At 61.7% G+C, this 12,542-nt stretch carries 13 protein-coding genes; 11 read left to right on the top strand and 2 right to left on the bottom strand.

Features of this window, described 5'->3' with window-relative positions:
* Positions 1-68: 68 nt before the first annotated feature.
* The gene (locus AC2ETI_RS22495) at positions 69-812 is read left to right on the top strand and encodes an IclR family transcriptional regulator (protein WP_007731643.1); all 744 of its coding nucleotides are present in this window, start codon (positions 69-71) and stop codon (positions 810-812) included.
* Between the two features lie 5 nt (positions 813-817).
* Here the strand turns inward: AC2ETI_RS22495 and AC2ETI_RS22490 are convergent, their stop codons facing one another.
* Positions 818-1,999, bottom strand: a complete 1,182-nt coding sequence (locus AC2ETI_RS22490; RefSeq protein WP_058038203.1) for a multidrug effflux MFS transporter — start codon at positions 1,997-1,999, stop codon at positions 818-820.
* Between the two features lie 7 nt (positions 2,000-2,006).
* On the bottom strand, positions 2,007-2,858 hold the full coding sequence (locus AC2ETI_RS22485) for an alpha/beta fold hydrolase (RefSeq protein ID WP_046377785.1): 852 nt from the start codon (positions 2,856-2,858) through the stop codon (positions 2,007-2,009).
* 101 nt (positions 2,859-2,959) lie between these two features.
* Here AC2ETI_RS22485 and AC2ETI_RS22480 point away from each other — a divergent pair, with 101 nt between their 5' ends.
* The 10 genes from AC2ETI_RS22480 (at position 2,960) to AC2ETI_RS22435 (ending at position 12,535) form a co-directional block, all read left to right on the top strand.
* Complete coding sequence (locus tag AC2ETI_RS22480) at positions 2,960-3,445, top strand: FAS1-like dehydratase domain-containing protein (RefSeq protein ID WP_007731639.1); 486 nt, start codon at positions 2,960-2,962, stop codon at positions 3,443-3,445.
* Positions 3,442-3,840, top strand: a complete 399-nt coding sequence (locus AC2ETI_RS22475; RefSeq protein ID WP_070385914.1) for a hotdog family protein — start codon at positions 3,442-3,444, stop codon at positions 3,838-3,840. Before AC2ETI_RS22480 ends, AC2ETI_RS22475 begins: the two co-directional genes overlap by 4 nt.
* 81 nt (positions 3,841-3,921) lie before the next feature.
* Positions 3,922-5,211: an aromatic ring-hydroxylating oxygenase subunit alpha gene (locus AC2ETI_RS22470; protein ID WP_046377787.1), complete on the top strand. Its 1,290-nt coding sequence runs from the start codon at positions 3,922-3,924 to the stop codon at positions 5,209-5,211.
* A 122-nt stretch (positions 5,212-5,333) separates the two neighbouring features.
* The gene (locus tag AC2ETI_RS22465) at positions 5,334-6,677 is read left to right on the top strand and encodes a M20 family metallopeptidase (protein WP_021342534.1); all 1,344 of its coding nucleotides are present in this window, start codon (positions 5,334-5,336) and stop codon (positions 6,675-6,677) included.
* Positions 6,677-7,633, top strand: coding sequence for a DODA-type extradiol aromatic ring-opening family dioxygenase (locus AC2ETI_RS22460; protein ID WP_007731630.1), 957 nt, complete (start codon positions 6,677-6,679; stop codon positions 7,631-7,633). Before AC2ETI_RS22465 ends, AC2ETI_RS22460 begins: the two co-directional genes overlap by 1 nt.
* A gap of 30 nt (positions 7,634-7,663) precedes the next feature.
* Positions 7,664-8,536, top strand: a complete 873-nt coding sequence (locus tag AC2ETI_RS22455) for an alpha/beta fold hydrolase (protein WP_113683487.1) — start codon at positions 7,664-7,666, stop codon at positions 8,534-8,536.
* Positions 8,537-8,697: 161 nt separating this feature from the next.
* Positions 8,698-9,654 (top strand): NAD(P)-dependent oxidoreductase, encoded by a 957-nt coding sequence (locus AC2ETI_RS22450; protein WP_019746501.1) that lies wholly within the window; start codon positions 8,698-8,700, stop codon positions 9,652-9,654.
* Positions 9,655-9,858: 204 nt separating this feature from the next.
* Positions 9,859-10,842, top strand: coding sequence for an ABC transporter substrate-binding protein (locus AC2ETI_RS22445; RefSeq protein ID WP_007731624.1), 984 nt, complete (start codon positions 9,859-9,861; stop codon positions 10,840-10,842).
* A complete protein-coding gene (locus AC2ETI_RS22440; protein ID WP_007731623.1) occupies positions 10,839-11,702 on the top strand; it encodes an ABC transporter ATP-binding protein in 864 nt (287 codons plus the stop codon). The genes AC2ETI_RS22445 and AC2ETI_RS22440 overlap by 4 nt, the downstream gene beginning before the upstream one ends.
* Complete coding sequence (locus AC2ETI_RS22435; protein WP_483634411.1) at positions 11,699-12,535, top strand: ABC transporter permease; 837 nt, start codon at positions 11,699-11,701, stop codon at positions 12,533-12,535. The genes AC2ETI_RS22440 and AC2ETI_RS22435 overlap by 4 nt, the downstream gene beginning before the upstream one ends.
* Positions 12,536-12,542: the final 7 nt, after the last annotated feature.

Genomic DNA, 12,542 nt, shown 5'->3' with positions numbered 1-12,542 from the left:
CCTCAGTAGACTGGAGCAGACTTGGTCCGCTGGGTGGACCACATTCTGTGTACTGGAGGCGCTCGGCGATGCATTCGTTGCTGGGGAAAGCGCGCCTGATACTCGATTCCTTCGATGCGGATTCGGGTGCGCTGTCGCTGACCGAACTTGCGAATCGGAGTGGTGTTGCGAAGGCGACGGTGCATCGAATAGCCGGTGAACTGGTGTCTCTTGGTCTACTGGAACGGGTCGGAACCAAGTACAGGTTGGGGTTACGGCTCTTCGAACTGGGGCAGTTGGTTCCTCGTCAACGTATTCTGCGCGAGGTGTCCTTGACGTATGTGCAGGATCTTCACGCGGCGACCCGGGAGACGGTTCACCTCGCGATTCGCGACGGCCTCGATGTTCTGTACATCGACAAGATCTCCGGTCATCACGGGGTGGACCTGCCGTCGCGGGTGGCTGGCCGGCTGCCGATGTATGCCACGGCAACCGGCAAAGCGATACTCGCGTACTCACCGGATTCCGTTTTTCGAGCGGTGACAGGCAACGGATTTGTCGAGTTCACCGATCGGACGGTGAACTCGGAAGACGGGTTACGTAGGCAACTCGACGCTGTTCGTTCGCAGCAGTTGGCGGTCGAGACCGAAGAGGTTCGCCTGGGAACATCGAGTATCGCTGCCCCGATCTTCGGTGGACTTGGTGAAGCAGTTGCCGCGATCGGTGTGTCGAGTCCGCGGTATCGAATGGATACCGAGCGTTTTGCCGAACCGTTGCGCGCGGCGGCCGAAGGGATCAGCCGGAAGGTATCGGTTCTCGAACGCTCGGCATAACCGTTTTATCGACGCACGCAGAGCAGCGCGATCACGCCGAGAACCGAAGCCCCGGTCATGGAGATGGCCACGGCAAGACTGGTGTTGCCGAGAAGGCCGACGATGGGCGCAACCACAGCGGCAGCGCCGAACTGCGCAAATCCGATCAGCGCGGCTGCTGAGCCTGCGGCTTCTCCGTGACGGGACAGTGCAACCGCCGGTGCGTTGGGCATGACAAAACCCGTTGCGCAGAGCATCAGCAGGATGGGGACGGCAAACCCGACGAATCCCCACGAGTCGGTGGCGGCAACAACAACAAATGCAGCGCCGACGGCACTACTGCCCCACATTGCCCAGATCGTGATGGAATTCGGCGACCACCGGCCGAGAAGCACGACGTTGAGCTGGGACGAACCGATCAAAACGACGGCGCCGCCGGCAAAGGCAAATCCGTATGCGGTGGCGCTCAGTCCGAACTGTTCCTGCATCACGTAGGACGACGCGGCGATGTACGACCACAAAACGCCGCGGCCGAGACCGCACACGAGCACCAACACCATGAAGTGGGCATCCTTGCCGAGCGCAATGTAGTTTCGCGCGATGGCGCCGATGCCCTTGCCCGACCGATTCTCGGGTGGAAGTGTTTCCGGCAGCGATACTGCCGCGAGTGCGATCATCGCGATGCCCAGGATGAAGAGAGCGAGAAAGACTCCGCGCCACTGTGTTACGGACATCAGTGCCCCGCCGATGGAGGGGGCCAGGATGGGCGCTACGCCCATGACCAACATCAGCCGCGAAAGTACAACTGCCGCATCGTGTCCGGTGAATAGATCACGAACGATTGCCATCGCGATCACGCCCGTCGCGGCGGCGCCGAAACCTTGAAGGGTTCGCAGCGCAGTGAGGACTTCGATGGACGGAGCAAAGAAGCAGGCCAACGACGCGCCGACGTGAATTACGGTGCCCACGAGCAGGGGACGTCGACGTCCGTAGATGTCGGACAGTGGGCCGATGAGCAACTGGCCGAAAGCCAGACCCAGCAGTGTGCCCGTCAGGGTCAGCTGAACCATCGTGTCCGACGTGCCGAATTCCTGCGTGATCTGTGGCAGCGCAGGAAGATACATGTCGACGGTGAACGGCCCGAGGGCGGTGAGAATTCCGAGAAGCAGTACCAATCGGATCCGTGCACCGCCCGTCGGGGCGATCACCGTTCGTTCAGTTGTGCTGTTGGTCAAGGAAACCCGAAACTACACTGTAGTAGTCGTATGGTCGTTCTTCCTGAAGATGATGCGACGCCTTGTCCATGATGTAGAGATGGCCATGGGGAATCATCCGCGCCAGCATGAGCGGGTAGTCCGGGGTGAGGAATGCGTCGTGCATGCCCCAGGCGAAGAGCGTCGGCGCCTGGATCTGGCCGAGTTCAGCTGTGAGATCCTGCCAATCGCCACGAGGTGAGTCCGCCGAGGCAGCCAGGGCCATTTCTTCGGGGTCGAGACTTTGCTCGTATCGCATCTGGAGGGTTTCGGCGGGCAACTTCGATCCGTCGAACCATTCGAGACTGGTGATCAAGGTGCGGAGTTTTTCGAGGGTGGGGCCGGTGCCGCCGTAGTAGAGGTCGCGGGCGTTGCGGCCACGCCGGCCATCCTCGGGGAGCGGCGCGAGTGGACCGTAGAAGACGGGCATGCTGCCCGTGATCACCAGGGAGCGAACGCGTTCCGGGTACTTTGCCGCAAGATTGAGCGCTATGGTGCCGCCCCACGAGTTGCAGACGAAGTCTGCGCGTTCGATTCCGAGTTCGTCGAGCAGGGCAACCATCTTGGCGGCGTGGAAGTCCCACATTGGGCCGGCGATGGTGCACTTGTCGGACCGACCGTATTGCAGCAGATCAACGAGAATCGCTCGTCGATCCGAGGCGAAGAGCGGTGCCACCGGCCCGAAGTCGGACCACGCAGTGCAGCCGGGGCCGCCTCCGTGCAGGAAAATCGTGGGGTCGCCCTCGCCGAGGTCGTAGTAATGGAATGTGACGCCATCTGCTTTGGCGTACAAGCTCTTCGGTTGATCAGCCATGGCTATACCTGACCTCGAGGTGAGCGGTATGGGAAGTATCGCGGTCCGGCAGGCGAACCCGGTTCGTGGCTGTGAGACTTCCGAATGCCTAGCGTGCTGGCATGAGAACAGAACTCGAGCACGCGCGTGATCGCGCGGAGGCGATGATCGGTACGCGGGAAACGCGAGAGTTGGGAACGGTGCGTCCGGCGGAGTCGGTTGCGTTTGCGGTTGCCACCGCCGAGACGGACCCCCGGTTTCTCGACCCGGAGCACCCGGCATTTGCCGTCCATCCGATGTATCTGCCTTCGCTTTTGCGAGGACCGCAAGGTGGCTCCGATCGAGAGTACCGAGCAGACGGCATGTTCCGTGACGAAGTGCCGGGCACAGACGGTATCGACGTGCGCTTGATGGCCGGCGGGCAGAGTGTGACTTTCTTGCGACCGGCCCCGCTGGGTGAGGCTGTCGTCGTAGGGCGAGTACTCGATACCGTGACGACCAAGGGCCGGGCTCCGGACGAGTTTCTGCTGCTCTCGGTCACCAAGACTTACCGGGGTGCGCAGTCCGGCGCATTTGCCGAGGTCGTCGAGAAGTTCATCGTCCGATGACCGAAACAGTAGTCGTGGGCACGCCGATCGAATCGGTGACCTTGGTCTGCGATCCGGTTCGGATCCTTCGATTCGGGGCGTCGACGCACAATTCGCACCGTATTCACTACGACGCCTCCTATGCGCAGACGGAGGGGTTGTCCGCACCGGTGGTCATGGCCCAGTTGCAGGGCACGCTGTTCTTTCGTGCCGCGTCACACTTTGCCGGTGGATACGAAGGAGTTGTGTCCGTCTCCTGGCAGAATCGTGCGCCCGCGCCCGTCGGAACCACACTCGAGGTGTCGGGTGAAGTGTCCCAAATCGACAGTGACCAACTAACTTTGACAATGCGGGAGCATTCGGACAATGGCGTGCTGTGTGCCGTCGGAACCGCTGTGGTGGTCCGGGTCTGCTGAGCGAACCGAATCCATTGGCGTAGACCGCAATCTCACCCAAGATCTGTTTCATTCAAACGTTCAGTGTCGAGAGGACTTCACATGACTGGTGTCGAGGCGTCGGAAGCCACGTTCGCGCTGCCCGAGCGGCCACGAGCGGCCGGTCGGCAGGATTGGACGGCATGGCCGGGTTACAACGCAGCCGGCAGCGGATACCGCGGTTACTGGTACCCGGTCACGTGGTCGAACCACATCACCAAAGACCCCAAGAGCTTCACCATCTGTGGTGAAAAGCTGGCGATCATCCGCGACGCAGGCAAGGCATATGCCCTGCACGATCGGTGCCCGCACCGCGGCGTTCCGTTGTCCGAGGGCGATCAGCAGTTCCCGGGAACCGTCAGCTGCCCGTACCACGGCTGGACGTACCGGCTCACCGACGGCAAGCTGGCCGCGGTCATCACCGACGGTCCGGATTCCAAGATCTGCGGCAAGCTGAACGTCCAGACCTATGCGATCGAGGAGCGACTCGGTCTGGTGTGGGTGTACATCCCGATCGCCAACGAGCCGGCGCCGTCCATCGACGACCAGTTGCCGCGTGAGCTGGTGGAGAACAAGGGTATCGTCGGTGGTCGGATTCAGCCCCGAGAAGGCAACTGGCGCTTCGCATGTGAGAACGGTTTCGACGAGGGACATGCGAAGTACCTGCACCGCACCGCATTGTGGCGTCTGTTCAAGCCGATGCCCACGTGGAACATCACGAGCATCGTTCCGGAGGGACGCTGGATCTACCGGGTGCAGGAAGAGGTGTACTGGGAGGCGGAATTCCCGGGCGTGGGAACCTGGACGAACAAGCGGTGGTGGAAGAAGAAGCCGGACGAGACCCAGATTTCGCAGATCGGAAACGTCGGCGCCGGCCTGGATGTCAATCCTGTGATCGCAGCTCAGAACTTCCCCGGTTTTGCTTCACTGTCCATGCCGGGTGTCCTGCGCATCGCGTACCCCAAGTTCATTCACTACGAGTTCTACGTCCCGGTGGACGAAGACAACCACAAGTACGTCGGCCTCATGGTCAACTTCGTCTCCGGCGCAGCAAAATTGGGCTTCTACGCCAAGTACCTCGGCGCGATCCGCTGGCTGTTCCACGGTCAGTTCTCGGGTCAGGATGCGTGGATGGTCGAGGTCACCGACGCGCCGCCGGAGAAGCTGTACCGACCGGACGTGTCGCTGACGACGTGGCGAAATCTGGCAGAGGAAGAGTACGCCGAGAAGATCGCCGACGCGGCCAAGCACACCCCCAAGGCGCCGGTCAGGCCCACCCGAGAGCGCCGGACGCCAACGTCCCGCTCGGCCCCTGTCGCCGACGCTCAGATTCCCACCGGCACCAGCGAATAGGAGAGATACATGTTCAAGATTCTGACGGCTGTCGCTATCGGTGCCGCTGTTGCAGTGGCAGTTCCCAAGCTGTGGCAGCTGGCCGGCGAGCGCAGCAATACTCAGGTACATCAGGTCAATCCATGACCACTGCGAGGGCCGACGCTCTCGCAGGCCTAGGCGACGAGCGCCGGGAATGGGTCGAGCGAGCCTACGCCCATGTCGATCGTGCGCGATTGCGAGATCTCGCCACTTCGGTGGTGAACATTCCCAGTCCGACGGGTGACGAAGCACCGCTGGCCCGCCACATCACGGCGGTCCTGGCAGCGTCGGGCATCGAGGCCCACACAATGGATCTCGATGATCGGCAAGCGAACTCGTGGGGAAGGCTCCGCGGTGACGGGTCCGGACCGGACCTGTTGCTGTATGCGCCGATCGACACCGTCACGACGGGCGATCCGGCGGAAGACCTGCCGTGGGTGGGAAACGAGCTGCGAGCGGATCTGACGCCGCACGCCCAGTTCGACGAGAACTACGTGATCGGATTAGGTGCGTCGAACCCCAAAGGCCACGCCGTCTGCATCGTCGCAGCGGCCGAAGCAATTGCCGCAGCTGGCATTCCGCTCCGCGGTGACCTGGTACTCGGATTCGGCGCCGGCGGTATGCCGACCAATGCCCGCCCCGGTGTCGGAAACCCCCGACACAACACCGGCCAGGGCGTCGGCTGCTCGTTCCTCCTGGAACAGGGAGTGTGGGCGGACTGCGCGCTGATCGCCAAGCCCGGCTGGACGGTTTCCTGGGAAGAAGTGGGCCTGGCCTGGTTCGAGATCACGGTGCACGGTCTGCACACCTACGTCGGCTCGCGCCACCGGTTGCCGTACCGCAACGCGATTACCGCCGCCGGCGAGGTGGTCGCCAAGTTGGAGGAATGGTTCCCGAAGTACTCGGCGGCGCATCAGGACGGTTTGGTTGCGCCCCAGGGGATCGTCGCCAACATCCGCGGCGGGTGGGAGCGAACAGCGTCGTTCACCCCCGAGCAGGTGCGCCTTACCGTTGATCTGCGGCTCAGCCCGCGGACGACGCCCACCGCAGCCAAGCGTGAACTCAAAGCTGTCGTGGCGGAGATCGCACAATCGCTGGATCTACAGATCGACGTCGAACAGGTTCTTGCCATCCCCGGTGAGGGTTCCGACCCTCGAATGTGGTTGCGCCGCGCCGCAGTCGACGCGTGGGAGGCTGCCGAAGGAGAGCCGCATCAGGACTTCTTCGACGCCAGTGGAGCCACCGACGCAAACATCCTGCGCAGCCGCGGCATCCCGACGATTCGGGTGGGTATGCCCAAGGTGGTCGACGCACCCTTCGAGGTGGACTTCGCGATGGGGATGAACACTGTGGATCTCGCTGCGGCGGAGAGATTTACGAAGTATCTGATCCGAGTGGCCCTCGACACCGTCACCCGCTCGCTCGAGGAAGTAGGAATCGACTGATGGCGAAGATAGTTCTGGGTATCGGTGCCTCCCACAGCACCTTGATGAACACCCATTGGGAAGAGACGACGCACAAGGCGGAGGCCGAACGCTTCAGGGACGCGCTGTATCTGAGCCGGGAGAAGATCGCGGCGTCGAAACCCGATGTTGTCTTGATTCTCGGCTCCAACCACTTTCGCGGTTTCTGGCTGGATCTGATTCCGGCGTTCACTCTCGGCGTCGGAGAGTGCATTTCCAGTGGCGAGTCAGGAACACCCAAGGGGCCGCAACGGGTCGACGTGGAGTTCGCCAGGCACCTTGCAAACGAGCTGATCGAAGGTGGCCGGTTCGATCTTGCCTACTCGGCGCGATTGCAGATCGATCATGGTCAGTCTCACGCGATTCAGTACCTTCTCGACGGAATCGATGTTCCGATAGTTCCGTTGGTGGTCAACGTATTCGCGCCGCCCCTCCCGACGTTCAAGCGATGTGAGGAAGTGGCGAAGGCCCTGCGGGATGCCGTTGCGTCGTATCCGGCGGATACCCGGGTCGTGGTGATCGCGTCCGGTGGATTGTCTCATCGTCTGCCCTGGCCGGACTGGCGTGATCCGCACGGTGAGGACGAGGATTTCATGGTTCAAGCCTGGCTGGACGGCCGGGAGAACTGGTCCGACTACGACGTCCGGCGACGCCAGATCATCCGCGCAGCCGATGCCGCGATCACTCCGGAGTTCGATGACCGAATTCTTGATCTGTTTGCCAGCGGCAAGGCAAGTGAGCTTGCCGAGTTCACGACGCAGCAGATCGAAGACGAGGCGGGCAACGGTGCGCAGGAGTTGCGGACCTGGCTCATGATGGCCGCGATGCTCGACTACGTTCCGGGTGAACGCCTTGCCTACGAAGCGATTCCCGAGTGGCTCACCGGTATGGGTGTCACGATTCTCGATCCAGCTGGAACAGACAGCGCAACAACATAATCTGCACCTTCAGTAAAGGAAGTTTCTCTGATGACAATCTGGAACGAACTTGCCGGGCTCGATTTCGAGTTGACGACCGTCGACGCCGGCGGTGTGCCCACGCGCTCTCTGCAGGCAGGATCCGGTGACGAGGCCGTGATCTTCCTGCACGGCACCAGCGGACACCTCGAGGCATTTGCACGCAATATTGCACCGCACGCCGAGTCTTACCGGGTTCACGCGATCGACATGCTCGGCCATGGTTACACCGGCAAGCCTGACTACCCGTACGAGATTCCGCGCTACGTCGAGCATTTGGTGAACTACCTCGACGCGGTCGGACTGGACCGTGTGCACTTGGTGGGTGAAAGCCTCGGTGGTTGGGTCGCTGCCTACCTGGCCAGCGAGCAGCCCGAACGTGTTCTGTCGCTGCAGTTGCTGGCAGCAGGCGGAACAGTCGCGAACCCGGTAGTCATGGAGCGCATCAAGACGTCGACCGCGAAGGCCGTCCAGAGCGACGACATCGAATTGACCCGCGCACGTATGCAGTTGCTCATGCATGATCCCGCCGATGCAACCGAGGAATTGGTTCAGGCTCGTCACCGGATCTACCATCAGCCTGATTTTGTCGCCAACATCCACAACCTCCTTTCCTTGCAGGAGATGGAGGTTCGCCAGCGGAACCTGCTGCGCCCGGATCGAATGGCACTCATCAAGGCGCCGACTCTTGTGGTCTGGGGTCAGGAAAATCCGTTCGGTGATGTTCCGGAAGCGAAGAAGATGGCCGAGGATATTCCGGGCGCTCAGCTCGAACTCTACTCGGAGTGCGGTCACTGGCCGCAGCACGAGCAGGCAGCGAAGTACAACCCGCTGAGCCTCGAGTTCTTGGCAAAGGCATCAACCAGCGCGAAGGCAGCTATCTGAGAAGTTCCTGCCAAATATACTGCTGCGTAATGGAGCCGGTCTCTCGATTGGGAGGCCGGCTTCCGCATATACTGCTGCGTAATGGAGCCGGTCTCTCGATTGGGAGGCCGGCTTCCGCGTTTTCGAAGGTACAGTCATCGTCTTACAGCGAAGGAGTTCTCGTGAAGAAAGTACTTCTGCTGACGGCCGACGCCGACAACGGACTCGGTACCGCAATCCGTGACGCCGTCAGGGGTGAGGCGGAGGTAGTTCGATTACCTGAGCGCACCACGGGGGCGCTCCGTGCGGAGTTGCCGACATGCGACGTCGTGGTGGGGGACTGGAGTGGTGATCTGCCACTGGGCAAGGAGGAAGCAGAACTCGGCCGGAATGTGCTCCTCGTCCAACAGCCTGGTGCCGGAACCAATTTCATCGATGCCGAAGCATGGCGCGCCGCCGGAGTTCCGGTGGCGAATACTCCCGGTGCAAACGCGAATTCGGTTGCGGAGTGGGCAGTGCTCGCGGCAGGTGTGTTGTGCCGCTCCATGTTCTGGGCGCACAACGAGGTTACCGATGGTCGATGGCCACAGGAATCCATCCTGACGCGCGATTGCCGCGATCTGGCGCAGCGCCGGGTCGGCGTCGTAGGTGTCGGTTCGATCGGCCGCCGGTGTGCAGAATTGTTTGCCGCCTTCGGTTGCGACGTCTACGTCACCGCGCGTTCGAGACCGCGTGACACTGTGGCTGCGACGTTTGTGTCACTCGACGAGTTACTGCCTCTCGCGGATGTCCTGGTGCTGGCCGTCCCGCTTACGGAATCAACTCGGGGACTGATCAATTCCCATCGAGTTGCGCAGTTGCCCACCGGAGCGATCGTGGTCAATGTGGCGCGCGGCGCTGTCGTCGACGACGCGGCATTGGCGCGTGCCTTGCGTTCCAGGCATGTCGGCGGCGCTGCCCTCGATGTGTTCGACGTTGAACCACTACCGATTTCGAGCCCGCTCCGTGGATTCGATTCGACCCTCCTGAGCCCGCACGTCGCCGGCGGCAGCGCCGGAGCGCGTGCGTCGATCTATTCGATGACGGCGCAGAATGTCGCCAGTGCGCTGCGCTCGCAGACAATTCGGTGGACATTGTGATTCGGTGGACATTGTGATCGAGGGCCGTGTTACCGAAGTATTTCGGTCCGCACGTTCCTCCAGGTGCAGTGTTTCGCCGAGGTAAGTTCCTGTCCCCGGTCCGCACGGTGGACCCGGTTGGTTCTCGGGTGTAGGTACACACAGCTAGGTTTGCTCTCCACGACCCGCAACTGCGGCACAGATCACAAACAAAGGTGTGAGTAGATGGCCTCGCTGTCAAAGTTTGGAAGGACTGCTCTTGTTTCGGCTGCGCTGCTGCTGACCGTTGCAACCGGGGCATGCAGCCGCCCGGCGACGCAAAGCACAGCTGATTCCGCCGGAAGTGGACCACTGCGTATCGCAGTCGGAATCGATGCTTCCTACGCTCCGTTCTTCGTAGCGGATCAGGAAGGCATGTTCGACGCTGCCGGTTTGGACGTCGAACTCGTCCAGTTCGGTCGTGGTGGCGAGGCCGTCGACGCACTCTCGACCGGGCAGGTCCAGATCGCCGGTAGCTCCGATACGACAACGATCGCCCAGTTGCGTCAGAATCCGTCGTTGCGCGCGATGTACTCGTACGAGGCGTCGGGTGACTACATCAAGGTCGTGCTGCGTAACGGTGTCGACTCACCGGCTGCGATCAAGAAGATGGGCATCGTCCCGGGTCTCAGCCAGATTTCGACGGACAAGTACCTCGCTGCCAACTCCATTGCCCCCGGTTCGGTCGAGATGATCTCGGCGACCCCGACGGACATGCCCGCACTGCTCAGTCGCGGCGACATCGACGGGTTTGTCCTGTGGGAGCCGTGGCCGGCCACCGCCCTGGATCAGGGAACCGGCCACGTGGTGGCAGTAACCGGAGACTACGGCTGGTTCTATCATCATTGGGCGATCACGACGGCTCCGTGGTTGTCGGCCAACGAAGAGACAGCGCGAACCGTCGCGAAGGTGCTCGACGAGGCAACGCGCAAGGTCGAGTCGGATCCGGGCGTGGCAGCGTCCGCGACCAAGGCGGCTGTGAACGTCAGCGAGGATCAGACTATTGCCGCGGTGGACGAGATCGACTTCGCCGTGGTGAATCTCGAAGCTGCGGATGTCGAGTCGGCTCAGTCGATCGTAGATTTCTACAAGTCGATCGGTGTTCTCAGCGACCAGCCGGATCTCGAATCGGCAATGCTTCTGGATTGGTACAAGGATGGTGCACAGTGAGTATCGCAACAAGTGGTTCAACGACCAGCTCGACGAATAGCGCGGGGACAGCCGGCCCCGGCAAGAAGAACACCGGTGTTGCCATCGACGTGGTCGACCTCGGAATCAGCTTCGGCGCGGCGGAGATCGTCGCCGGAATCGACATGCACGTGCAGCCAGGTGAATTCGTCTGTCTGCTCGGTCCGAGTGGCTGCGGCAAGTCGACGCTGCTGTCGTCCATGGCCGGCTTCGTGGAACCCAGCGCCGGCGAGATCGTGTGCGACGGAGATGTCGTCGCCGGCAGTAACCGCCACGCCGGCATGGTGTTTCAGAGCTCCGAAGCGTTGTTCGAATGGATGACCGTGAGCCAGAACGTGGCCTACGGCCCCAGGATGCGTGGAGCGAACCGCAGCGAGCAGGCGAGTATCGCGGCCGAGTACCTCGCGATGGTCGGCTTGCCCCACGCGGGTGCGAAGTTCCCCTCGCAGCTGTCCGGCGGTATGCGGCAACGTGTTCAGATCGCACGAGTTCTTGCCAACCAGCCGTCGTTGGTTCTCATGGACGAGCCGTTCGGTGCGTTGGACGCTCAGACTCGTCAGGTTCTGCAGACCGAACTCGACCGTATCTGGCGGCACACCCGCTGCACCGTGGTATTCGTGACTCACGATATCGACGAGGCACTGACGTTGGCTGACCGTGTGATCGTGATGTCGGCCGGCCCGCGGGCCCGGATCAAGAGCGTCTACGAGGTCAATGCGGCTCGTCCGCGAGACCGCAACGATCCCGAGGTGATCGAGCTCTACGAGAAGCTGCGGGACGACATTCGGGCAGAAGTGGTTGCGTCGCTGCGGAACCAAGGCATTGAGGAGGACGAGCTGTGACGGCTGTAGTGACCGGTGGTTCAGCCGGTGTGAGAACAGCGAAGGTGGCGCAGACAAAAAAGCGTTCGTCGGCGCGGCGATCCAAGATTGTCAAAGCGACGCTGATGTATGCAGCCTCAGCGGCAATCGGTTTGGGCATCTGGTCGTTCCTGGCGTGGTGGTACGGGCCGACCACCATTGCATCACCGGCCGAAGTATGGTCGGCGGCACAGGAACTGTGGGAGAGCGGCGTTCTGTGGTCGTCGATCACCGCATCGGGTCAGCGAATTCTCATCGGCTGGTTCCTGGGTGTCGTGATCGGTGCTCCCGTCGGAATTCTGATGGGCCGCATTTCCATCGTGCGGCAGCTCCTCGATCCGTACATCGAGTTCTTCCGGTTCATTCCGCCTATTGCGTTTGTCACTCTCGCCGTCGTCTGGTTCGGCATCGGTGAGACGTCGAAGGTTGTTCTGATCTTCTACACCTCGGTATTCATCGTCACGGTCAGCACGATTGCCGCGACTGTAGCGATCAGCGAGAACAAACTGCAGGCAGCGGCAAATCTTGGTGCCAACAAACTTCAGATCATGAAGACGGTGGTCTTGCCGTCGTCGATCCCCGGCATCGTCACGGGCGCTCGCCTGGCGATGGGCAACAGCTTCCTCACCATCGTGTCGGCGGAGATCGTCGCCGCCGACCAGGGTATCGGTTCGATGATCTGGCAGGCTCGAAACTACGGCCGGATCGACTGGACGTTCGTCGGCATCATCGTCCTGGGCATCATGGGCTTCATCTTCGACCGGATTCTCCGCACTCTGTCCTCGCGGTACCTCGCCCGTTACGGCGTCAAATAGTCAGGAG

It is taken from the genome of Rhodococcus sp. MurmanLake-1 (assembly GCF_056945715.1).
The sequence above is the reverse complement of the archived record's forward strand: the minus strand, read 5'-3'. Positions and strand labels throughout refer to the sequence as shown.

What these genes read in the sequence shown, in the direction of transcription:
- AC2ETI_RS22470 (WP_046377787.1), top strand. Translation starts at nt 3,922, where the DNA reads ATGACTGGTGTCGAGGCGTCGGAAGCCACGTTCGCGCTGCCCGAGCGG.
- AC2ETI_RS22465 (WP_021342534.1), top strand. Translation starts at nt 5,334, where the DNA reads ATGACCACTGCGAGGGCCGACGCTCTCGCAGGCCTAGGCGACGAGCGC.
- AC2ETI_RS22460 (WP_007731630.1), top strand. Translation starts at nt 6,677, where the DNA reads ATGGCGAAGATAGTTCTGGGTATCGGTGCCTCCCACAGCACCTTGATG.
- AC2ETI_RS22455 (WP_113683487.1), top strand. Translation starts at nt 7,664, where the DNA reads ATGACAATCTGGAACGAACTTGCCGGGCTCGATTTCGAGTTGACGACC.
- AC2ETI_RS22485 (WP_046377785.1), bottom strand. Translation starts at nt 2,858, where the DNA reads ATGGCTGATCAACCGAAGAGCTTGTACGCCAAAGCAGATGGCGTCACA.
- AC2ETI_RS22475 (WP_070385914.1), top strand. Translation starts at nt 3,442, where the DNA reads ATGACCGAAACAGTAGTCGTGGGCACGCCGATCGAATCGGTGACCTTG.
- AC2ETI_RS22480 (WP_007731639.1), top strand. Translation starts at nt 2,960, where the DNA reads ATGAGAACAGAACTCGAGCACGCGCGTGATCGCGCGGAGGCGATGATC.
- AC2ETI_RS22495 (WP_007731643.1), top strand. Translation starts at nt 69, where the DNA reads ATGCATTCGTTGCTGGGGAAAGCGCGCCTGATACTCGATTCCTTCGAT.
- AC2ETI_RS22445 (WP_007731624.1), top strand. Translation starts at nt 9,859, where the DNA reads ATGGCCTCGCTGTCAAAGTTTGGAAGGACTGCTCTTGTTTCGGCTGCG.